Consider the following 19,502-nt stretch of genomic DNA (forward strand, 5'->3'; position numbering starts at 1 on the left):
ACCTTGATAGAGGTACGTATGTTAACATTGTTAAAAAATAAACATCAAAGAAAAGTTATTGTAATGATGATGTTTGCTGTAATAATATTATATTGCTAATTTTGATTTCTAAAATAATACTAAATGATGGTTTGTTTGGTGGCGCTTTAGGATAGTTTTTAAAAAGGAAAATTAAGTGGGTAAGCTGCTAAAAATAATTTTACTGTTAATGGTAACAGGATGTGGCAGTGATGTTGTTGAGCAGAAACCACAAGTTCAAGACCCAATTGTAGAAGAAGTGCCGTTGGCATTTGTGTTACGCAGTATCGAGCAGGCGGTTTCTTTTGCCGTTAACGACCCAACACTTTTTAACCCCGGTGCTGAACTTTTCTTAAAAAAACTCGCTGGCGTTGATGCCCCATTAATTAGCATTACAGATACTTTATTTGATGCGCCAATCGATATTAAACACGTTGCAGCATCTTACGATGGACAAAAGCTGCTATTTAGTTTGCGCGCGCCAGAGCTTGAAGATGTCTCAGATGATATGCAACCGAAGTGGAATATTTGGCTTTATGATGTAGCGTCAGAAACAGCCACTCCGATTATCAATGATGCATTAATTAGTGAAGAAGGCGATGATCTATTCCCTTCTTTTTTGCCTGATGGCCGTATTTTGTTTAGTTCAAACCGTCAACAAGGTAACAAGGCTCGATTGCTTGATGAAGGCAAGCCACAATACCAAGCCCTTAGCGATAACTTTCGAGAAAAAGCCATAACCTTGCATGTAATGGAACAAGATGGCACTAATATCAAGCAAATTTCGTTTAGCCAAGGCCATGATTTATATCCAACAGTTTTACAAAATGGCAAAATTGCCTTTGTTCGATTTGAGCACAGAGGACGTAACCGTGACCTCAATATTTATCAAATGGACTCAGATGGTAAACAACTCGAATTATTATTTGGTGCCCACTCAGATTTCCCAAATGACTTATCGGTTGCCAGTTTAAAACAAGCTCCAAATGGCCAGTTAATTATTGGTTTACGTAATAGCGAAAGCGAGCAATTTAGCACTGATTTTTATTATTTAGATACTGAAAGTTTTATGGATGAAGGGCGTTTTCATGATGGTGAAGCAACATCTGATTCGGCATTTAATTCTGCACTTTTTGCTGCCAGCCCACCTGAAGGAGAACTTTCACTAACAGGGAAATACCATTGGTTTTCGCCTATTTTTGATGGTTCACAAAGAAACTTAGTGGTGTGGAGTCAATGCCAAGTTGTTGACCCAGAAAATAACAATAATTTTCTCCCTTGTACGGCAGATTTACTAAACGATGAAAGCACCGTAGCGGCACCAGACCTGTTTGGTTTATGGATTTACGATGAAATAACGCAAACGCAAAAACCGGTAGTGCTTGCAAAACGAAATACATTGATTGAAGAAGTGGTTGTACTTGAATCAATAAACAGTCCTTTAACCACAGAATATCCGTCAAATATAAGTTTGCAAAACGAACAAATGGGCAGTTTGCACATACGCAGTGTGTATGATTTCTCTGGCATTGATACTGCTATTCCTAATATTTCAGCAGTTTCGGACCCTCAGCTAAATACCGAGCGCATATATGCGATGCGTATTGTTAAGCCAGTATCCATTCCCGATCGTAATGAATATAACTTTTCAACGGCATTATTTGGCCGCAGTAGTGGTCAGTCGATGCGCGATATTATTGGCTATGCGCCAGTGGCTCCCGATGGTTCGGTGTACGTTAAAGTGCCTGCTGATATGCCATTTGCCATCGAACTTTTAAATCGTAATGGACAGCGAGTTAGTCAACGCCATGAAAATTGGTTACAGCTAAAATCAGGCGAAGAAAGAACCTGCAATGGCTGTCATCAAAGTACTAATGAGCTACCTCATGGCAAAATTAATCAAGCAAACAGTATAAACTTAGGCGCTGCGAGTACGTTTTGGCCGGGCAGCTTTGGTGATATAGATGCAATTGTTGGCGAAACAATGGCGCAAAGTTATGCGCGAGTGGCTGGCATTCCGTCATTAAGTGCTGAGCCGATTTTTGCCGATGTGTGGCGAGATGGTTTGGCCGCTATCGCAAGTGACGATAGCAGTCTCAATAATTTAGATACGACATCGCCACTAACAGAGGCATGTGCAGCACGTTGGATAAATTTATGTCGATTATCAATTCATTTTCCAAAGCATATTGCGCCATTATTTGATTTATCGCGCCCAGTTTTTGACGATATGAGCAACGAAATTGATAACTATCGCTGTTTAAATTGCCATATCACCACTGATGATAATGGGGATGCACAACTACCCGCGGCGCAGCTTGATTTAAGCCTAGCCGCATCAAATGACAATAATCAGCATGCAGTGGCCTATCGCGAATTATTCTTTAACGATAATGAACAGGAAGTTGTTGAAGGCATTTTAGTTGATAAGCTGGTGGACAGATTAGATGAAAATGGTAATCCGGTTTATCTTGTCGATGAAGACGGTAACTTAATTTTGGATGAAAACGGTAATCCAATTATTGAGCAAGTGACTGTGACAATAAGGCCGCCACTGAGTGTCGCGGGTGCCAATGCGAACACCACATTCAATTTACTGTTTTCGTCTGCAGGCAGCCATGGTGCCTATCTATCTGATGCTGAAAAGTCACTTTTATGGCAATGGCTAGATATTGGTGCGCAATACGCTAATAGCCCGTTTTACAGTGAGCAAGATTAATATGAAAGGGATACTATTTTTACTCTTGCTGGCGCTCAGCTTTCAAATCATTGCTGAGCCGTTACAACTTTCGGTCAAAGACCCTTATTTGAATATTCATAGTGGTGCAGGGCGCGGTTATCCGATTATTTATGTTGCCGAAAAAAGCGAAACCATAACGGTAATTAAACGCCATACTAGCTGGTATTTAATCACACTTGAAAATGGTCAAGAAGGCTGGGCAGAGCAATCATCACTGGTAAATACTTTAACCCTAACAGGGCAACCATTTACCATCGAACATACAGGCATTGATGCATTTGAAAATCAAAAGCTTGCATTTGGTATTGGCTTGGGTGAGCTTGATGGTGTGAGCAATCAATCTGTTGATGCAAGCTGGCGATTCACACAAAACCTTTCAATCAACCTTGAATATAGTTATGCGCTCGGAGCGGTAGCAAAGAACCAACTGGTTGATGTTTCTGTTATTCATCACCCATTCCCCCATTGGCGTGTCTCTCCGTATTTAGGTATTGGTGCGGGTAATGTGTGGACAACGCCTAAAACACCTGTGATTGGTGGCGGTGATGAAACCAGACAATCAGATTTACTGAGCGCCACTTTTGGTGTGAACACGTATTTAACCAGCCGTTTTGTACTTAAAGCAGAATACAAACGGTTTAGTGCGCTTACAGAGCGTGATGCTACAGAGGATTTAGAGCAGTGGAAATTAGGTATAACCGTCTTTTTCTAAACGCATTTACCTGTTTAGGTATAGTGTTTTCAGGACAAACGCTCGCATCTAACGAAGCGGCTCCACCTGTTGTGGACCCTCAAATTGAGCGTACAGAAGTAGATGAGTCACTGATTGACAGCGATGATTTTGAGTTTGGTCTTTATGGCGGCGTAATTTCAATTGCCGATTTTTCGTCAACTTCATTAGTGGGTGCAAAACTGGCCTATCATATAAATGAAGATTTTTTCACCTATTTTAAGTATGGCATGGCAACCGCTGGCGAAACTAGTTACGAAAAACTCAGTGGCGGTGCCAAGTTATTAACCGATGACGAGCGCGATTACCAATTATTAGACCTAGGCATTGGTTACAACCTTAAAGGTGAAACGTTTATCTCACAAAATCTCACGCTCAATAGCGCGTACTATTTTACATTAGGTGCTGGCAGCACGCAGTTTGGTGGTGATGACCGTTTTACGGTATCGCTCGGCGCGGGATATCGCGTATTACTGAATGACTATGTAACCATGCATATCGATATGACGGATTACGTATTTGAAAGCGATATTTTGGGCGAGCCCGAAACAGTACATAATCTCGCATTTACACTTGGTTTAAGTGTTTATTTTTAAGGTATTTATAAGATGAAAAAACTGACACTGGCCTATTTATTTATGTTCTGTGTATTTGCGGGGCAAGCTGCTTCAGCTGAATTAGACAAGAGCGCGCCTGATTTCACATTAAAATCACTGAGCGGCGAGAATGTTCGATTAAAAGAATTAACAGGCCAAGTGGTGCTTGTAAATTTTTGGGCAAGCTGGTGCGGCCCGTGCCGTAAAGAAATGCCTTTACTAGATGAGCTGCACAGTAAATACAATGATTTGGGCTTTACTGTATTGGGTATTAATGTTGAGCAGCAAAACCAAAAAGCAAAAGACTTTATTTCAGAACTTAACGTGTCATTTCCAGTGTTATTGGACGATGAAAATACGGTGAGTAAATTGTTTGATGTTGAAGCAATGCCTACCACAGTAATAATCGATCGCAATAGCACCTTGCGTTATGTGCATTATGGCTACAAGGCTGGCGATGAAAAGCTCTATAAAAAAATGGTGAAGGCGCTTATCCGTGAATAAATTACTTATTTTGCTGTTACTCGGGGGGGTGTCTGGTTGCGTTTCAACAGGTGAGATTGAACCGTGGGTAAAACCATATGAGCGAGAGAATTTGGCTCACGCTGTAATGCAATGGCAATTAGACCCTGTTGAGTCTGGTTATATTCATCACGTTTACCAAGCCCGTGAGGGCGCAAAAGGCGCTGAAGGAACATCAGGTGGTGGCTGTGGCTGTAACTAACTTTAACCGTTTTTGTATTTTAGTTTTTGCGTTTATTAGCTTTTCAACGTTAGCAGCGGTATTACCTGAAGACCGTGTCGATGCTATGTACCATAGTTACGATGGCGGCGGTATGAGCATTGATGGCCCTTCAATTCTTATTCGCAAAAAAGTATCTAATGCGGTGTCGGTTTCTGCAAATTATTATGTCGATTCGGTGAGTTCCGCATCTATTGACGTTTTAGCAACGGCAAGCCCTTATAAAGAAAAGCGAGATGAACAATCGCTTGGCGTCGACTACTTAAATGAGAAAACCATTTTTTCATTAGGTTATAGCCAATCGCAAGAAAATGACTACGATGCGAAAAGCTATAAATTAGCGGTGAGCCAGAGCTTTTTTGGCGACTTATCCACTTTAAGCTTAAGCTACGCGCAAGGGGATGATGTTGTTAAACAAAATGGCAATGAATTATTTGAAGAAGAAGTAAAACGTTCAAACTACGCCGTATCATGGTCTCAAATTGCGACTAAAAATTGGACGGTCGATGTCAATCTTGAAGCAATCACAGAGCAAGGCTATTTAAATAACCCTTATCGCTCGTATCGCTACCGCGATGATAGCGCCGCGTTAGGGTACAGCTACGCGACTGAGATTTACCCTGAAACCCGCACCAGCAATGCAGTTGCACTGCGCTCTCGCTATTTTTTACCTGTGAATGGCGCTCTTTATGGTGAGCTACGTTTTTTTAGCGATACCTGGGGGATTTCTGCGAGTAATTATAAGCTCGGTTACAGCCAAGCACTTTATGATAATTGGTTGATTGATTTTCATGTGCGCCATTACGCTCAAACAAAAGCTGATTTTTATCAAGACATGTTTGAGCGAAAAGATCAGTTCAACTTTATGGCTCGTGATAAAGAAATGAGTACCTTCAACGATTTAACGATTGGTTTAAAAGCGCGCTATTTACATACATTCGACCGTTCAAGCTTGATTAAAAGTGCCAGCGTTAATATTGCTTGGGATCATGTGCGGTTTGATTACGATGATTTTAGAAATGTACTGCAAACTGAAAATCCGGGTGAAGAAGGGTTTTACAGTTATTCGGCAAACGTCGTGCGAGCGTTTGTTTCGCTGTGGTATTAGGAAAGCAAAAATGAAAAAGATTAGTCACCTTGGTTTTATGCTGCTGTTTTCGCTTTGCGCTGCAACTGCCAATAGCAATGAAAGCAAACCGCTTACAGAACAAATAGAAAATTTAAAGCAACAAGCAATTGCCTTAAACCGCGATTTATTTATCTTAGAAGAAGATCTGTTATACCCACCGGCAACACAAATTGCGTTTTATGTTGCGATGGATACCAGTCACTTATTCACCCTTGATGCGGTAAAGCTGTATGTGAATGATGAATTAGCAACACAGTACCTTTACACCGAAAAACAATTAAATGCCTTGGCCAAAGGTGGAGTGCATCGCCTATTTCAAGGAAATGTTAAGCAAGGTGAGCACCAACTTACTGCGTATGTGCTGGGTAAGGGGCCACAGGGCAGAGATATTAAACGTGCCGCGACACTGTCATTTACAAAAGATGACGAAGCAAAAGCACTCGAACTGGTTATTTCAGCCAATAGCACTAAAGAACAACCTGAATTTGAAATACGAGAAATAGAGTAAGTATGAAACGGGGTGTAGTGAATTTGCTGTTTTTAGCATTAGGCGTTAATGCCTTTAATGTTATTGCAAATAACGATATGAAGGCAAAAGTAGAAGATCCTCACTACGGCGTTGCCTTGTATGAGCTCTATCAAGGTAACTATCAAAATGCACTGACCGAGTTTGCTATTGCCGAAACTAAGGGCTCGATACAGCACCAAGGAGTTGATGCCCGTCTTGTAAAAGCTGGCGCGGCATTTTCTTATGGATTGCACCTCTCGGCTGCCAACGATTTTAAACGATTACTCGATGAAAAAGAGTTGGGTCTACTTAATTATGCGAATTTGCAATTAGCTAAAGTGTATTTTACGCGTGGAGAAATAGCCCATGCAGAACAATTTATTAATGAGATTTCCTTACAAAATCTAGATATGCAATGGCAAGATGAATTTCATTACTTAAAAGGGCGTATTAGCCTTGCTTTGCAGCAATTTAACCTTGCAGAAAGTGCACTTTCGCAATTGCCTAGCGATAACCCTTTACATGATTACCTTGCCCATAATTTACTGCTGGTTGCGAGTGAGCAGCAAACAATCCCCACTTTGCCAAAAAAACCAATTACAGCGCTCGACGACGAACAACTGGCTTTGTTAGACCGAAGCTTTTTAGCTATTGGCTACAGTGCACTTGAAAAACAATTGGGCGAGCAGGCAGAGCTCGCGTTTTCACAAGTTTCTCAGCAATCCATTTGGTTAAATGAAGCACTTTATGGCTTAGCTGCTAGTCAGCTTTTGCAAAGTAACTATGCTAAGGCGCTAACTGTATTAGACATGGTGATTACATCAGAGCAAGGGAATGTGTTTACCCAGCATCAGGCGCTTACTGCCAAAGCGCACGTGTTATTAAGCGAAGCAAAGTTTCAATTGGCACTTGATGCAATTGAACACGCAGAAAAGCGTTTTGCTGAATTTAATGCTGAGTTGAATACTGTTAATGCTAACTTGCAAAACAGTGCTGTGCTATTAGCGATGTTAAATAGTTCTGAGCAGCAGAATCAATACCAAAACGCATTGCACTCAGTGTTTGTAAGTGATGAATTTTATGAGAAAAATGAACAATTAAAATCACTTTTACAGCTTAAAGATCAGTTTAAATCGCAACAGCGAGCGCTAGAAAATTATGCTGAAATTTTAGCTGAAAAAGCGGCGCGCCAAAAACGTATTATTGAAACGACAAATTTAACAAGTTATGAGGCTCGTTTATCAGCACAAAAAGCAGAATTAGCAACATTATCAACTCGATTAGCTGAGGCAAAAGAAACGCGAACAGGGTTAATGACAGTAGATGAGTTAAAGATAAATCAGCGTATTATGAGTGCGGAGCAAAGGCTATCAAGCCTTTCTCAAAATCGAAATATGCAGTCTCAACAAGCCCGATTAATGCGCTTAAAAGGCATATTGCTGTGGCAACAAGACTATATGTTTGATGAACGTTATCAAGCCCATGCAAATCAGCTATTAGCAGCGCAAACAGCTTTGCAAGAGGCAACAAGGCAGTATCAAAAAAGTAGTCAGCTAATACAAACAGGGCAGGACTACAATCGTCTTTCACAGCAACTAAACGCGATAAAAGCGCAGCTTAGAACACGCCAACAACAGGCAAATGCGCTTATTAATCAACAGCTCGATGAAATTCAAATCTTACTTTTAGAAGATCTTAAAGAATCGCAAGCTTTTTTATCTGACGATGTTTATAAGCTTAAAGTAATGCGCAGTATTGCCCTTGAGGGGTTGGCAAGTCATAACGCTAATTCAGAGAGTGTCTTACCATGAAACGATGTTTAGTAAGTCTACTTTCGCTCAGTTTAACAGGCTGTTTTTTGACAGAAACCAAGCCATTAGAGCGCAAAACGCTTGGCCAATTAGATTTGTCAAAACCACAAAAAGAGGTAGCTGTAAAAGCGGTTACGCCAAGTGCAGATGATATTGTTGCTGCCTATCAAGAGGTGGCAAAATTAGCACCTCAAACCAATGCAAAGCTGCAAGCAAATAGTCGATTAGCACAATTAAGTTTAGAGCAACAACAGTTAGCACAAGAGCAAGGGCTTTCGCAAAGCAATGATTATTTTAGCCAAACAATAAACCAGTACCAATTGCTGCTAGCACAGCCTGATGGTTTAGAGTCTCGTGACGATGTGTTGTATCAATTAGCGAAAGCGTATTTTCTGAAAGGCGACCTTGACGCTGCATATACTACAGTAGCAAAGCTGCTTAATGAATATCCAGAGTTCGAACACAGTGAAGAGCTTTTATTTCGTCAAGGCGAATACCTCTTTAATCAGAAGCGTTATGGTGAGGCAAAAGCGCATTACGCACTTGTTATTGAGCAACACCCCAATTCAACACTGGTAAGCACTGCGCGTTATATGCTGGCGTGGTCTGATTTTAAATTATTTAATTATAAAGCGTCACTTAATAACTTTACCAAAGTGCTGGATTTAGCATTACAGCAAAATGGTGAAACTGCACTTAGCGTTGATGAGATAAGTAGCAGTGCCCGTTATTTAGTCGCAGATACCTTGCGCATTATGAGTGTGATTTTCTCATATAACGATTTTGACCAAGACCCCGTGTCGCATTATCAACAATATGGTTGGCAAACATTTAGTTTTATGAATTTTGAAGCACTTGCCAATTACTATTTGGAGAAAAAACGTTATCTTGATGCGATTGCGGTGTATCAAAAGTATATTGAACACGCACCAGCTAAAGCGCATAAAGTTGATTTTGCTCTGGCGCAGCTAAGTGTTTATAAAAAAGCGAACTTTATTGAACTACTTAGCAAGTATGAGCAAACGTTTATAGCGCAATTTGGTATTGGTAGTGTTTATCTTAAGGCGGATAGCGAGCCGCCAAGTGATGCGCATTTTAACGCATTAACGTTGTTAGAAAAAAAGTATGCTGATAGAAGCTATTACCAAGCTCAAACATTAAAAAAACAACATAAACCATTTGAAGCTCAATTTGCATCTGCAGCAAGCGGTTATTCGCGCTATCTTGAAACCTTGGCTTTAAAAAATGAGCGAGATATCGATAGCGAGTATTTACTGGCAGAGAGTTTGTATCAGAGTAAACAGTGGCAGTTAGCCCTCACACAATATAACAATATCGCTTACGACCAGCTGCCAAATCAATATCAAGATAGAGCCGGGTTTGCTGTTGTATCTATCTACATGACGAAGTTGCAACAAGCTAAGGGTGCTAGCAATACGATTTCACCAGAATTGGTGACAAATGTAGTGACCAACTGGCTTAAATTTGCAACCACGTTTAAGCAACACTCGTCTGCAACCACAGTATTGCTGCAAACGTTTAACTTATTGTTTGAACAGGGGCGTTACCAAGAGTTACTAAACTATGAACCCCTTTTAGCACAATTTAATTTAACAGAGCTACAAGGGTATCAAGCGCAATTACTTATGGCGCATAGTCACTATAATCTTGCTGACTATGATCAAGCTGAGCTTGCTTATAAACAATTATTGGCTAATAAGACTCAGCGCTCGCCACTTGTCGCAGAAAACCTTGCGCAAAGTATGATTAAACAGGCGGAGCAACTTGCAGGCACAGAGCAAACCCAATTAGCCCTAGATAAATACATTGCATTATTAACGCTCTTGCCAAACACACTTTACCGTGAGCAAGTTCAGTATCAAGTAACCCAGTATTTGTTCTCGTTACAACGCTTTAGTAAAGCGAGTAGTTGGGTTGATGATTTTATAGCGCGTTATCCAACCAACGACAGTATTGAGTTACTTCAAACTCAAAAGATTGATATTTATAAGCATACTCAGCAAGGGGATAAATTGGCAAAACAATATGCCTATTTAGCTGAAAATCACTCAGACAGAAATACCAGACGTATTTCTCTTTTGAAAAGCGCAGCGCTCTACTTCGAGATGGGGCAAACTGAACGCGCGCGTATTCAATACCGCAGTTATGCACATACTTACCCTGTGCCATTTGCACAAAACCTTGAAGCAAAAATAGCGCTTTCAGATATTTATAAAAATCAAAATAAAGCAAAAGAGTATCGCTTTTGGTTAAACAAAATAATTTTGGCTTATCAAAGTGCACCAGCCGCTGAAAAAGAATGGGCTGGTTTAGCAGCCGCTAAAGCAACTGAGGTGTTTGCTAATGATGCTTTTTATGCCTATCAGAATAGCCAACTAACTGTGCCATTAAAAACCAGCTTAGCGCGTAAGCGTGAGCGTATGACAACGGCACTGAATCGCTATCAACAACTCGCCGAATTTGGCCTTGCCGATTACACTACGCAAGCCAACTTTAAAATTGCCAAAATTTACCACTTAATGGCTGAGCAAATTATGGCATCTGAGCGCCCTAAACATCTGCAAGATCTTGCCTTAGAGCAATATGAGCTGTTATTAGAAGAACAAGCCATTCCATTTGAAGATAAAGCCATTGCGCTGTATGAGCGCAATAATCAGTTATTACACTCAGGGATTTACGATAAATGGGTGAAAGAAACTTTATCTGAACTTGCTAAATTGATGCCCGCACGTTTTGCCAAGCAAGAAGTAGCACCAGGAGAAACTCATGCGATTTTTTAACCTTGGTTTAGCTATTTTGCTGGTGGCACTCTCGGCGTGCCAAACTGCGCCAAAAAAGGATGCTGAACAAGCAACTGAGAAGGTAATTGAGCCTGTTGTTTTGAGTGCACAAGAGCAATTATTGCAAAGCGCAAATAAATACCAACAAGCTGATGTGCCAGAAGCAATCAAACCCCAATTTGACAGGGCGCTAAAACTAAAACAAGCAGGGGAATTGCAACTGGCGAAGCAGCATTTCACTAATATTGCTTTACAGTACCCAACTCTGTCAGGAGCGCATTTACAGTTAGCCTATATTGCAAAACACAATGGCAAACAAGACGAATTTACACAGCATTTAGATGCCGCTTTAGCTGCAAACAAATACAACTATTTTGCAGCTAATGAACTTGCTTTAGTCGCCCGTGAAAATGGCCAGTTTGCAGATGCATTAGCACTTTATGATCAAGCTATTAGTAGTTGGCCAGGTTTTGCACCTAGTTACATCAACAAAGGTATCTTGCTGGATATTTACCTTGGTGAAAAAGCCAAAGCGAAAGCAGCTTATCAAACCTATTTATTGTTAATACCTCAAGATGTGCCCAGTTATCGACAAGTTTCCACATGGTTACTGGATTTAGAGCATCAGTTAAAAGAAACCCAAGGAGCGAGTAATGAGTAAATCGCTTTTATTGTTGAGTTTGATTTTTGTCTCAAATTCCTATGCGGTTGAGTCGCCGTCAAAGCCAAGCAAACAGCCGCAAAAAATTGAGCTACAAACCACGATTTCAGGCGCTGAAGAAGAGCCTAAATTTATGTCAATTTTACCATGGCAAGATTTAGAAAAGGTTCAGTTAACAAAACCTCAGTTACGCTTACTTCCGCGTCATAAAATTAGTGCAATCGACCCGAGCAAACTAAAGCGTCAGATTGCATTTCACCAATCACAGAATAAAAACAATAACCCTAATTAACGGTTACATTTGGAGTTTAAAATGGAAAGTTTCGATACAGTTGTTAGATTTTTTCAAGATGGCGGTAGCTTTATGCTACCAATTGCAATTGTGCTTGCGATAGGTTTAGCTATTGCTGTTGAGCGTTTTATTGTATTAACAGGCGCTAAACTTGCTAATCAAAAGGCATTTAAACAGTTAATGCCTCACCTTGCTAAAGGTGATTATAAGCAAGTGCTTGCAGAGCAAGGTAAATCTGGCGTTGCAAAAATTATTAGTTCAGGTCTTGAGCGAATTGAGCACACTCAGCGCCGTGAAGAAATAGAATATGCTATGGAGGAGCAAGTGCTAGAGCTAATGCCGCGCTTGGAAAAACGCACCGCATACTTGGCAACGCTTGCAAATATTGCAACTTTACTTGGTTTATTAGGTACTATTATTGGTCTTATCGCCGCATTCTCGGCTGTGGCAGATGCTGATCCTGCACAAAAAGCTTCACTACTTTCGGCCAGTATTTCGGTTGCGATGAATACCACTGCATTTGGTTTGATTGCCGCTATTCCACTGCTGTTATGTCATTCATTTTTGCAAACTAAAACCACTGAAATAATTGATGGCTTAGAGATGGCTGGCGTTAAGTGCTTGAACTTACTCACTAAGCATAATCTCGTTTCACAAAAGACCCGTCAAACAGATTAAGGGGGCGACTATGTTTCGTCGCAAATTGCCAAATAAGCAAGATGCTGAGCTTGATATCACCTCATTTATGAGTTTGATGATTGTGCTAGTGCCCGTATTACTTATGATGATGGTGTTTTCTCATATTACCGTGATGCAGCTTAAATTACCGCCTTTATTAGCGGGAGAAAGCGCCGAGCAATTATCAAAAAAAGAGCTTCAGCTTGAGATTAAAAAAGACTCGCTGACTATTTATTATCCCGCAGGCGTACCCCTTAAGCAGTTTGAAAAAACGCAAAGTGCGTATCCGTTTGAGCAGGTTCAGTTAGCATTAAAAGATGTTAAAAACCTACTGCTGGAAAAAGGCGTAGATAAGAAAAATATTACCTTGTTAGTCGCTGAAGATGTTGATTATCAAACGCTGATTTCGGCAATGGAAACTGTGAGAAGTTACCAAGCAGTTGTTGTCGCATCGGTTGTTGAAGCAGAACTTTTTCCAGAAATTGCTTTGGGTGATGCTATGGTGGAGGCGCTATGAAAAAATCAGTTAGAGCACTTCGCATGGAAAGGCACCATAAAAGGGCGCAGCAGCAAACTAAACTGAGTTTGGTGTCGTTAATGGATATCTTTACCATTTTGGTTTTCTTCTTAATAGTAAATTCTTCAACAGTTCAAGTGCTTGATGTAAATAAAAATATTGACCTACCAAAGGCCAAGCAACAAGCATTAGCTGAAGAGACATTAGTGCTTTTGGTAAGTGAAACAAATCTTATTTTGCAAGGGCAATTAATTGCACAAATGAGTGAATTGGATAGCAGTAAAACAGAGGTATTTGCCCCTTTAGCAAAAGCATTAGCAACTCATGCAGACGCAATTGAGCCTGTTGATGATATGCGGCCGCTAACAATTATGGCAGATGGAAAAATTGCCTATCAGCGCCTTAAAAAAATCATGCAAACATCACAACAAGCAGGGTTTGGAGATTTATCGTTGGCTGTTGAACAAATTGCCGAAAGTGGTGGTAAACTATGACCACAGCAGTCTTGAATGCAAATTTTGAACTTTATGATAACGCAGGAAATCGATTATTTAGTCGTTTAACCAGTGCGTTTTTAGTGGGTACTTTGTTATTTGCTGCTGTCGTTAAACTCACGGAGTTACCCGAGCTTACACCAGCACAAAAAACAAAAATTCCGCCAAGTCTGACACGGGTTATTGAACGCGTAAAAGTTGAACCAAAACCGGAAAAGCCAAAACCCGAGATCAAACAGGAACAACCAAAACCTGAGCCTGAGAAGAAACCACAACCCGAAATTAAAGCGGAAGTAAAAGTAAAAACGCCTAACAAAAAAGCCCTTGAAAAAGCAAAAGAAGAGGCAAGTCGTGCAGGTTTAGTTGCGCTCGCTGATGATTTAGCGGCGCTTAGAGATGACTTTGATTTAACGCCTACTACACAGCCGTTAAAAACCAAAAAGCCAACATCTAAGGTGACGAGTGTTGAAGAGGTTACTGCCAAAGCCGATACATCCAAACAAATTAATGTGAAAGATGGCGCGCAAGCGAGTGCGAATGTACAAGCATTGGCAGATAAATCACTGATTGCTTTAGGTGATGAGGTTGTTGCAGAGCAAGGCGGTTATCAAAGTGATATGAGTGAGGGCGAAGTAGTTAGTGAAGAAACACTTGAGATGCGCAAAGTAGAAGCGATCCGCGCAGTACTTGATAAAAATCAAGGCGCATTTTACACCTTATATCGTCGTGCACTTCGCAAAAATCCAAGTTTGCAAGGTAAAGTCACGGTTGAAATTGTGGTTGCTGGCAATGGCCAAGTAAAGACTTGCGAAATACTTTCAAGCGACTTAAATGACGCGGAGTTGGAGCGAAAATTAGTTAACCGCATTCGCATGATCAATTTTGGTCAAGAATTGGTATCAGAAACGAAGCTCAATTACTCGTTTAATTTTTTACCTTTCTAACTTAGTGCGTTAACTGCAAACATGGCAGTTAACGCATTATTTTTCTTATTCAAGTGAACCATTTTCCTTTTTTAACCCTATAGCAGTGGGTGCTGTTCTTTCGATTAAGGCTTTAAGCTTTGTAAAAGCGAGCTAACCTATTATTTATGGGATTTGGCGGATAAAGTTTGTAACAGGCATTGAAAAGCTGAAAAAAGCACATATTTAAACCTACACGCTAGTTTCAATAAAAAGCTAGTGTTATAATATCACAAAATACTTGTTGGAAATGTCGTGGCTGAAGTAAGAGCAAGAGTCCAGCTCAAAGTTGGCAAAAACAGTAAAATCCCTGCAGAAATTGTATCTTTTCATGGTCTTTTAGACGGTGAAGAACACGTCGCTTTAATCTTTAATAACGCTGATAAAGAGCCAAACCCGTTAATTCGTATGCACTCTGAGTGCTTAACAGGGGATGTATTCCATTCTTCACGCTGTGATTGTGGCGAACAACTTGATGAATGCATTGAAATGATGCACAAGCAAGGCGGTATTATTCTTTATTTACGCCAAGAAGGGCGCGGTATTGGTTTATATAATAAAATTGATGCCTATGTTTTACAGTCGCAAGGTATGAATACCTACGAAGCAAATAATCATTTAGGCTTTGCCGACGACTTACGTGAGTTTAGAGATGCAGCGTTAATGTTGCAGGCGCTTGATATTGACTCAGTTAAACTTCTTACAAATAATCCACGTAAAGTTAAAGCGCTCAGTGAATCGGGCATAAACATAGTGGAGCAAGTCGGTACGTCAGCGCATTTAAAAGAAGGCAATGAAGCCTATTTAGCGACGAAAGTGGCTCATGGTTCACATATGCTGGATTTAACGCAACTAAAAAAGTAGCATAGACCTATCGTGTTGATTTATTAACGCTCCATTTTATGGAGCGTTTTCATTTATAAGAAAGAAAAATGGCAGTTGAAATACGGATTTTTAAGGCAAAAGCGGGTGTTAACTGGTTTAAAGCTGGTTGGGAGTTGTTTAAATGCCAACCTGGTACCTTTATTCTAATGCACCTATTTATAGGAATTTTATCTTTAATCGCATTGGTTGCGCCGATTTTTCAGCTGCCTGCAGCACTGGCAATGCCATTTTTCACGGCGGGTTTTTACCGTGCCATGCTAAATCGCCAACAAGGTAAAAAAATCGCATTTTTTGACCTTTTTAATGTGTTCAGTGAAGCTGGGCGACGTTTGATGTTATTTCGCTTAGGGCTTTATCACCTTTTTGGTGGCTTTATTTTAGCGCTTTTAACAACGTCGTTATTTCAAGGTTTGAGTGAGCCTCTTAATGCGTATCTTCAGGCTGTTGAATCACAAAATGTTGACCTAGTGCAGTTACATGCGCAGCAAGTAATCGATAGCATTCAGGTTTCAAATATCATTGTGCTAATTGCTGCGTATTCACTTTATACCATGTGTTTTGCTTACACGATTCCGCTGGTTTATTTTTCTGAAAACAACAGTATTTTAGAGTGTATCAAAGCAAGTCTTTTGGTGTTTTGGCATAATATGGCGGCACTGGGTATTTTTGGTGCAATCTCAGCGGGCCTAATTTTATTTGCGGCATTCTTATCGTTTATTCCATTGTTATTTATTTTACCAGTGCTTTATGCAGGGTTCTTTGTGTCTTTCCAAGCGATGTTTATGTCATCAGTAATCGTTAAATCTGAACAGTCAAATAATGAACAGCCGCAGGCGCAAAATCACGATAGATTTGATGCGTAAATGACAGAAAAAGAACAAGCCAAATTAAAAAATTATGTGCTTTGGTTGCTTTCACGACAAGAGTATTCCAAAGCACAAATTGCCAAAAAATTAGCTGCGCGTTGTGAAGACAACGAGTTTATTGAAAAGCTCATTTTATGGTGTGAAGATTATGGCTTTATTGATGATATTCGCTATGCCGAAAGTTTTGTGCGACGCCAAATAAATAAAGGTTTGGGGTTAATGCGAATTAAAAATGAAGCCTATCAAAAAGGGGTAAGTGCCGATCTAGTACAAACTATTGTCGAAGAATTAGAAATAGACTGGTATCTGCAGGCCCAATCCGCATATAATAAGAAATTCACAAATACAAGTAGTTCCCTCGACTTTAAAGAAAAAGCGAAGCGCATTCGCTACATGAATTATCGAGGGTTTAATCATGAACAAATTGAATTTGCAATGCAAACAAGTCCGTCAAACGAGTGAGAGGTAGCATGCAGCATATGACGACCGCGGAAATCCGCAACGCGTTTCTAAATTATTTCGCATCAGAGCAACACCAAGTGGTGCCATCAAGTTCATTGGTACCAGGCAACGATCCTACCTTGCTATTCACCAATGCAGGTATGGTGCAGTTTAAAGATGTATTCCTAGGTGCAGAGCGCCGTCCATACAATCGTGCAACGAGTTCGCAGCGCTGTGTGCGTGCTGGTGGTAAGCACAACGATTTAGAAAACGTAGGTTATACTGCCCGTCACCACACGTTCTTCGAAATGCTTGGTAACTTCAGTTTTGGTAACTACTTCAAGCAAGATGCGATTAAATTTGCATGGCAATTTCTAACAGATGTTATCAAGTTACCAAAAGAGAAGCTGCTGGTAACGGTTTATCATACTGATGACGAAGCGTTTGATATCTGGCACAAAGAAATGGGTTTACCGCAAGATAAGATCATTCGTATTGATACAGCAGATAACTTCTGGTCAATGGGTGATACAGGTCCTTGTGGTCCTTGTTCAGAAATTTTCTACGATCACGGTGAGCACATTTGGGGTGGACCTCCGGGCAGCCCAGAAGAAGACGGTGACCGTTTTATCGAAATCTGGAACCTAGTATTTATGCAATACAACCGTCACGCTGACGGTTCAATGGATCCTCTGCCAAGTCAGTCTGTTGACACAGGTATGGGTCTTGAGCGTATTTCTGCAATTATGCAGGGTGTTCACTCAAACTACGAAATCGATATCTTCCAAAACTTAATCAAAGCTGCGGCTGCTGTAACTAACGCACAAGATTTAGAAGATAAATCATTGCGTGTTATCGCTGACCATATTCGTTCATGTGCATTTTTAATTGCTGATGGTGTGATGCCATCAAACGAAGGCCGTGGTTACGTATTACGCCGTATTATTCGCCGTGCTGTACGTCATGGTAATAAACTTGGCGCAACAGGTACTTTCTTCTATAAATTAGTTGCAGCGCTTGCAACTGAAATGGGTGAAGCTTATCCAGAATTACATCAGCAACAAGCGATTATCGAAAAAGTACTTCGTATTGAAGAAGAACAGTTTGGTAAAACCCTTGACCGTGGTCTTGCGATTCTTGAAGAAAGCTTGAAAGACCTAAAAGGCGATGTAATCCCAGGTGATTTAGTATTTAAGCTTTACGATACTTATGGTTTCCCTGCAGATTTAACGGCTGATGTTGCACGTGAACGCTTTATGACAATTGATGAGCGTGGCTTCCAAGAAGCAATGGAAGTTCAACGTAAACAAGCGCAACAAGCAGGTAAATTCGGCGCAGATTACAATGACCAATTAAAGTCAGAAAAAACCACTGAATTTAAAGGCTATGATAGCGAACAATACACTGGCACTGTGGTTGAATTATTCAGCGGTGCAGATGCTGTTTCAGTACTAGAAGATGGTCAACAAGGTATTGTTATTCTTGACCGCACACCTTTCTACGCAGAAAGCGGTGGTCAAGTTGGTGATACGGGCGTGCTTAAAGTAGCTAATGGTGAATTTATTGTTGAAGACACCACAAAACTTGGTAATGCATTTGCCCATAAAGGTAAAGTAGTTGGCCGTATTGGTGTTAATGATCGTGTTGATGCACATGTTGATTCAACGCGTCGCGATAACACCAAGAAAAACCACACTGCAACGCACTTATTACACGAAGCACTTCGAGTGGTACTTGGTGAGCATGTTACGCAAAAAGGTTCATTAAATGATCCTGAGCGTTTACGTTTTGACTTCTCACACTTTGAAGCAGTAACAAAAGAAGAGTTACAACGCATCGAAGATATGGTGAATCTTGAGATCCGTAAAAACATCGATCTAAATACCGAATTAATGGCAATTGATGCGGCGAAAGAAAAAGGCGCAATGGCATTATTTGGTGAGAAATACGACGATGAAGTACGCGTTGTTAGCATTGGCGATTTCTCAATTGAGCTTTGTGGTGGTACGCACGTTAAGCGCACTGGAGACATCGGTTTATTCAAGATTGTGTCTGAAGGTGGTATTGCTGCAGGTGTTCGTCGTATTGAAGCGGTGACAGGTGAAGGTGCAGTTGCTTACATCAATAAGCAAGCTGAAACATTATCAGCAATTGCTGCGCTAGTTAAAGGCGATAGCAATAATGTGTTAGACAAAGTATCAGCATTAGTTGAGCGTGCTAAAGGTCTTGAAAAAGAAATTGCACAGCTTAACGATAAGCTTGCAAGTGCAGCTGGTGCATCATTACTTGACGCTGTAATTGATGTAAATGGCGTTAAATTACTTGTAGCAAATGTTGAAGGCACTGAGTCAAAAGCATTGCGTGGTATGGTTGATGACCTTAAGAACAAACTTGGTTCAGGCATTATTGCGCTTGGTGTTGCAAGTGGCGATAAAGTAAGCCTTATTGCAGGTGTGACGAAAGACTTAACTGGTCAGTTTAAAGCCGGTGAGCTAGTTAACCACATGGCATCACAAGTAGGTGGTAAAGGTGGTGGTCGTCCTGATATGGCACAAGCAGGTGGCTCTCAACCAGAAAACTTAGCTGCAGCACTTGAAAGTGTGAATGCGTGGGTGAGTGAGCGCGCTTAAA

At 40.6% G+C, this 19,502-nt stretch carries 19 protein-coding genes; all 19 read left to right on the top strand.

Going from position 1 to position 19,502, the window contains the following annotated elements; all coding sequences use genetic code 11:
• Window positions 1-175: 175 nt before the first annotated feature.
• Entirely contained in the window at window positions 176-2,737 is a 2,562-nt protein-coding gene (locus AAEU29_RS00080) for an HzsA-related protein (protein ID WP_421971553.1), read from the top strand.
• A gap of 1 nt (window position 2,738) precedes the next feature.
• Window positions 2,739-3,470, top strand: a complete 732-nt coding sequence (locus tag AAEU29_RS00085; protein ID WP_421971554.1) for an SH3 domain-containing protein — start codon at window positions 2,739-2,741, stop codon at window positions 3,468-3,470.
• Window positions 3,440-4,084 carry an outer membrane beta-barrel domain-containing protein gene (locus AAEU29_RS00090; protein WP_421971555.1) on the top strand — a complete coding sequence of 215 codons (645 nt, stop codon included), beginning with the start codon at window positions 3,440-3,442 and terminating at the stop codon, window positions 4,082-4,084. Before AAEU29_RS00085 ends, AAEU29_RS00090 begins: the two co-directional genes overlap by 31 nt.
• A 12-nt stretch (window positions 4,085-4,096) precedes the next feature.
• Entirely contained in the window at window positions 4,097-4,588 is a 492-nt protein-coding gene (locus AAEU29_RS00095; protein ID WP_421971556.1) for a TlpA family protein disulfide reductase, read from the top strand.
• Window positions 4,581-4,808, top strand: coding sequence for a DUF4266 domain-containing protein (locus AAEU29_RS00100; protein ID WP_421971557.1), 228 nt, complete (start codon window positions 4,581-4,583; stop codon window positions 4,806-4,808). The genes AAEU29_RS00095 and AAEU29_RS00100 overlap by 8 nt, the downstream gene beginning before the upstream one ends.
• Window positions 4,795-5,934, top strand: coding sequence for a DUF3570 domain-containing protein (locus AAEU29_RS00105; protein ID WP_421971558.1), 1,140 nt, complete (start codon window positions 4,795-4,797; stop codon window positions 5,932-5,934). Before AAEU29_RS00100 ends, AAEU29_RS00105 begins: the two co-directional genes overlap by 14 nt.
• Window positions 5,935-5,944: 10 nt before the next feature.
• Window positions 5,945-6,463, top strand: a complete 519-nt coding sequence (locus tag AAEU29_RS00110; RefSeq protein ID WP_421971559.1) for a hypothetical protein — start codon at window positions 5,945-5,947, stop codon at window positions 6,461-6,463.
• Between the two features lie 2 nt (window positions 6,464-6,465).
• Window positions 6,466-8,274 (top strand): coiled-coil domain-containing protein, encoded by a 1,809-nt coding sequence (locus tag AAEU29_RS00115; protein WP_421971560.1) that lies wholly within the window; start codon window positions 6,466-6,468, stop codon window positions 8,272-8,274.
• Between the two features lie 47 nt (window positions 8,275-8,321).
• On the top strand, window positions 8,322-11,075 hold the full coding sequence (locus AAEU29_RS00120; protein WP_421971561.1) for a tetratricopeptide repeat protein: 2,754 nt from the start codon (window positions 8,322-8,324) through the stop codon (window positions 11,073-11,075).
• Window positions 11,062-11,736, top strand: coding sequence for a tetratricopeptide repeat protein (locus AAEU29_RS00125; protein ID WP_421971562.1), 675 nt, complete (start codon window positions 11,062-11,064; stop codon window positions 11,734-11,736). The genes AAEU29_RS00120 and AAEU29_RS00125 overlap by 14 nt, the downstream gene beginning before the upstream one ends.
• Window positions 11,729-12,028: a hypothetical protein gene (locus AAEU29_RS00130; RefSeq protein WP_421971563.1), complete on the top strand. Its 300-nt coding sequence runs from the start codon at window positions 11,729-11,731 to the stop codon at window positions 12,026-12,028. Before AAEU29_RS00125 ends, AAEU29_RS00130 begins: the two co-directional genes overlap by 8 nt.
• Before the next feature lie 21 nt (window positions 12,029-12,049).
• Window positions 12,050-12,706, top strand: a complete 657-nt coding sequence (locus AAEU29_RS00135; protein ID WP_274761889.1) for a MotA/TolQ/ExbB proton channel family protein — start codon at window positions 12,050-12,052, stop codon at window positions 12,704-12,706.
• 10 nt (window positions 12,707-12,716) lie between these two features.
• Window positions 12,717-13,223 (top strand): ExbD/TolR family protein, encoded by a 507-nt coding sequence (locus AAEU29_RS00140; RefSeq protein WP_421971564.1) that lies wholly within the window; start codon window positions 12,717-12,719, stop codon window positions 13,221-13,223.
• A complete protein-coding gene (locus tag AAEU29_RS00145) occupies window positions 13,220-13,717 on the top strand; it encodes an ExbD/TolR family protein (protein ID WP_421971565.1) in 498 nt (165 codons plus the stop codon). Before AAEU29_RS00140 ends, AAEU29_RS00145 begins: the two co-directional genes overlap by 4 nt.
• Window positions 13,714-14,661 carry an AgmX/PglI C-terminal domain-containing protein gene (locus AAEU29_RS00150; RefSeq protein WP_421971566.1) on the top strand — a complete coding sequence of 316 codons (948 nt, stop codon included), beginning with the start codon at window positions 13,714-13,716 and terminating at the stop codon, window positions 14,659-14,661. Before AAEU29_RS00145 ends, AAEU29_RS00150 begins: the two co-directional genes overlap by 4 nt.
• A 273-nt stretch (window positions 14,662-14,934) precedes the next feature.
• On the top strand, window positions 14,935-15,543 hold the full coding sequence (locus tag AAEU29_RS00155; RefSeq protein ID WP_274761895.1) for a GTP cyclohydrolase II: 609 nt from the start codon (window positions 14,935-14,937) through the stop codon (window positions 15,541-15,543).
• 68 nt (window positions 15,544-15,611) lie between these two features.
• Complete coding sequence (locus tag AAEU29_RS00160) at window positions 15,612-16,427, top strand: BPSS1780 family membrane protein (RefSeq protein ID WP_421971567.1); 816 nt, start codon at window positions 15,612-15,614, stop codon at window positions 16,425-16,427.
• Window positions 16,428-16,892, top strand: a complete 465-nt coding sequence (locus AAEU29_RS00165) for a regulatory protein RecX (protein WP_421971568.1) — start codon at window positions 16,428-16,430, stop codon at window positions 16,890-16,892.
• 8 nt (window positions 16,893-16,900) lie between these two features.
• Entirely contained in the window at window positions 16,901-19,501 is a 2,601-nt protein-coding gene (gene alaS / locus AAEU29_RS00170) for an alanine--tRNA ligase (RefSeq protein ID WP_421971569.1), read from the top strand.
• Window position 19,502: the final 1 nt, after the last annotated feature.

The organism is Pseudoalteromonas aquimarina, from assembly GCF_049257255.1.
Classification (GTDB): domain Bacteria; phylum Pseudomonadota; class Gammaproteobacteria; order Enterobacterales; family Alteromonadaceae; genus Pseudoalteromonas.

What these genes read in the sequence shown, in the direction of transcription:
- AAEU29_RS00085 (WP_421971554.1), top strand. Translation starts at nt 2,739, where the DNA reads ATGAAAGGGATACTATTTTTACTCTTGCTGGCGCTCAGCTTTCAAATC.
- AAEU29_RS00095 (WP_421971556.1), top strand. Translation starts at nt 4,097, where the DNA reads ATGAAAAAACTGACACTGGCCTATTTATTTATGTTCTGTGTATTTGCG.
- AAEU29_RS00110 (WP_421971559.1), top strand. Translation starts at nt 5,945, where the DNA reads ATGAAAAAGATTAGTCACCTTGGTTTTATGCTGCTGTTTTCGCTTTGC.
- AAEU29_RS00115 (WP_421971560.1), top strand. Translation starts at nt 6,466, where the DNA reads ATGAAACGGGGTGTAGTGAATTTGCTGTTTTTAGCATTAGGCGTTAAT.
- AAEU29_RS00125 (WP_421971562.1), top strand. Translation starts at nt 11,062, where the DNA reads ATGCGATTTTTTAACCTTGGTTTAGCTATTTTGCTGGTGGCACTCTCG.
- AAEU29_RS00130 (WP_421971563.1), top strand. Translation starts at nt 11,729, where the DNA reads ATGAGTAAATCGCTTTTATTGTTGAGTTTGATTTTTGTCTCAAATTCC.
- AAEU29_RS00135 (WP_274761889.1), top strand. Translation starts at nt 12,050, where the DNA reads ATGGAAAGTTTCGATACAGTTGTTAGATTTTTTCAAGATGGCGGTAGC.
- AAEU29_RS00140 (WP_421971564.1), top strand. Translation starts at nt 12,717, where the DNA reads ATGTTTCGTCGCAAATTGCCAAATAAGCAAGATGCTGAGCTTGATATC.
- AAEU29_RS00145 (WP_421971565.1), top strand. Translation starts at nt 13,220, where the DNA reads ATGAAAAAATCAGTTAGAGCACTTCGCATGGAAAGGCACCATAAAAGG.
- AAEU29_RS00150 (WP_421971566.1), top strand. Translation starts at nt 13,714, where the DNA reads ATGACCACAGCAGTCTTGAATGCAAATTTTGAACTTTATGATAACGCA.
- AAEU29_RS00160 (WP_421971567.1), top strand. Translation starts at nt 15,612, where the DNA reads ATGGCAGTTGAAATACGGATTTTTAAGGCAAAAGCGGGTGTTAACTGG.
- AAEU29_RS00165 (WP_421971568.1), top strand. Translation starts at nt 16,428, where the DNA reads ATGACAGAAAAAGAACAAGCCAAATTAAAAAATTATGTGCTTTGGTTG.
- alaS (WP_421971569.1), top strand. Translation starts at nt 16,901, where the DNA reads ATGCAGCATATGACGACCGCGGAAATCCGCAACGCGTTTCTAAATTAT.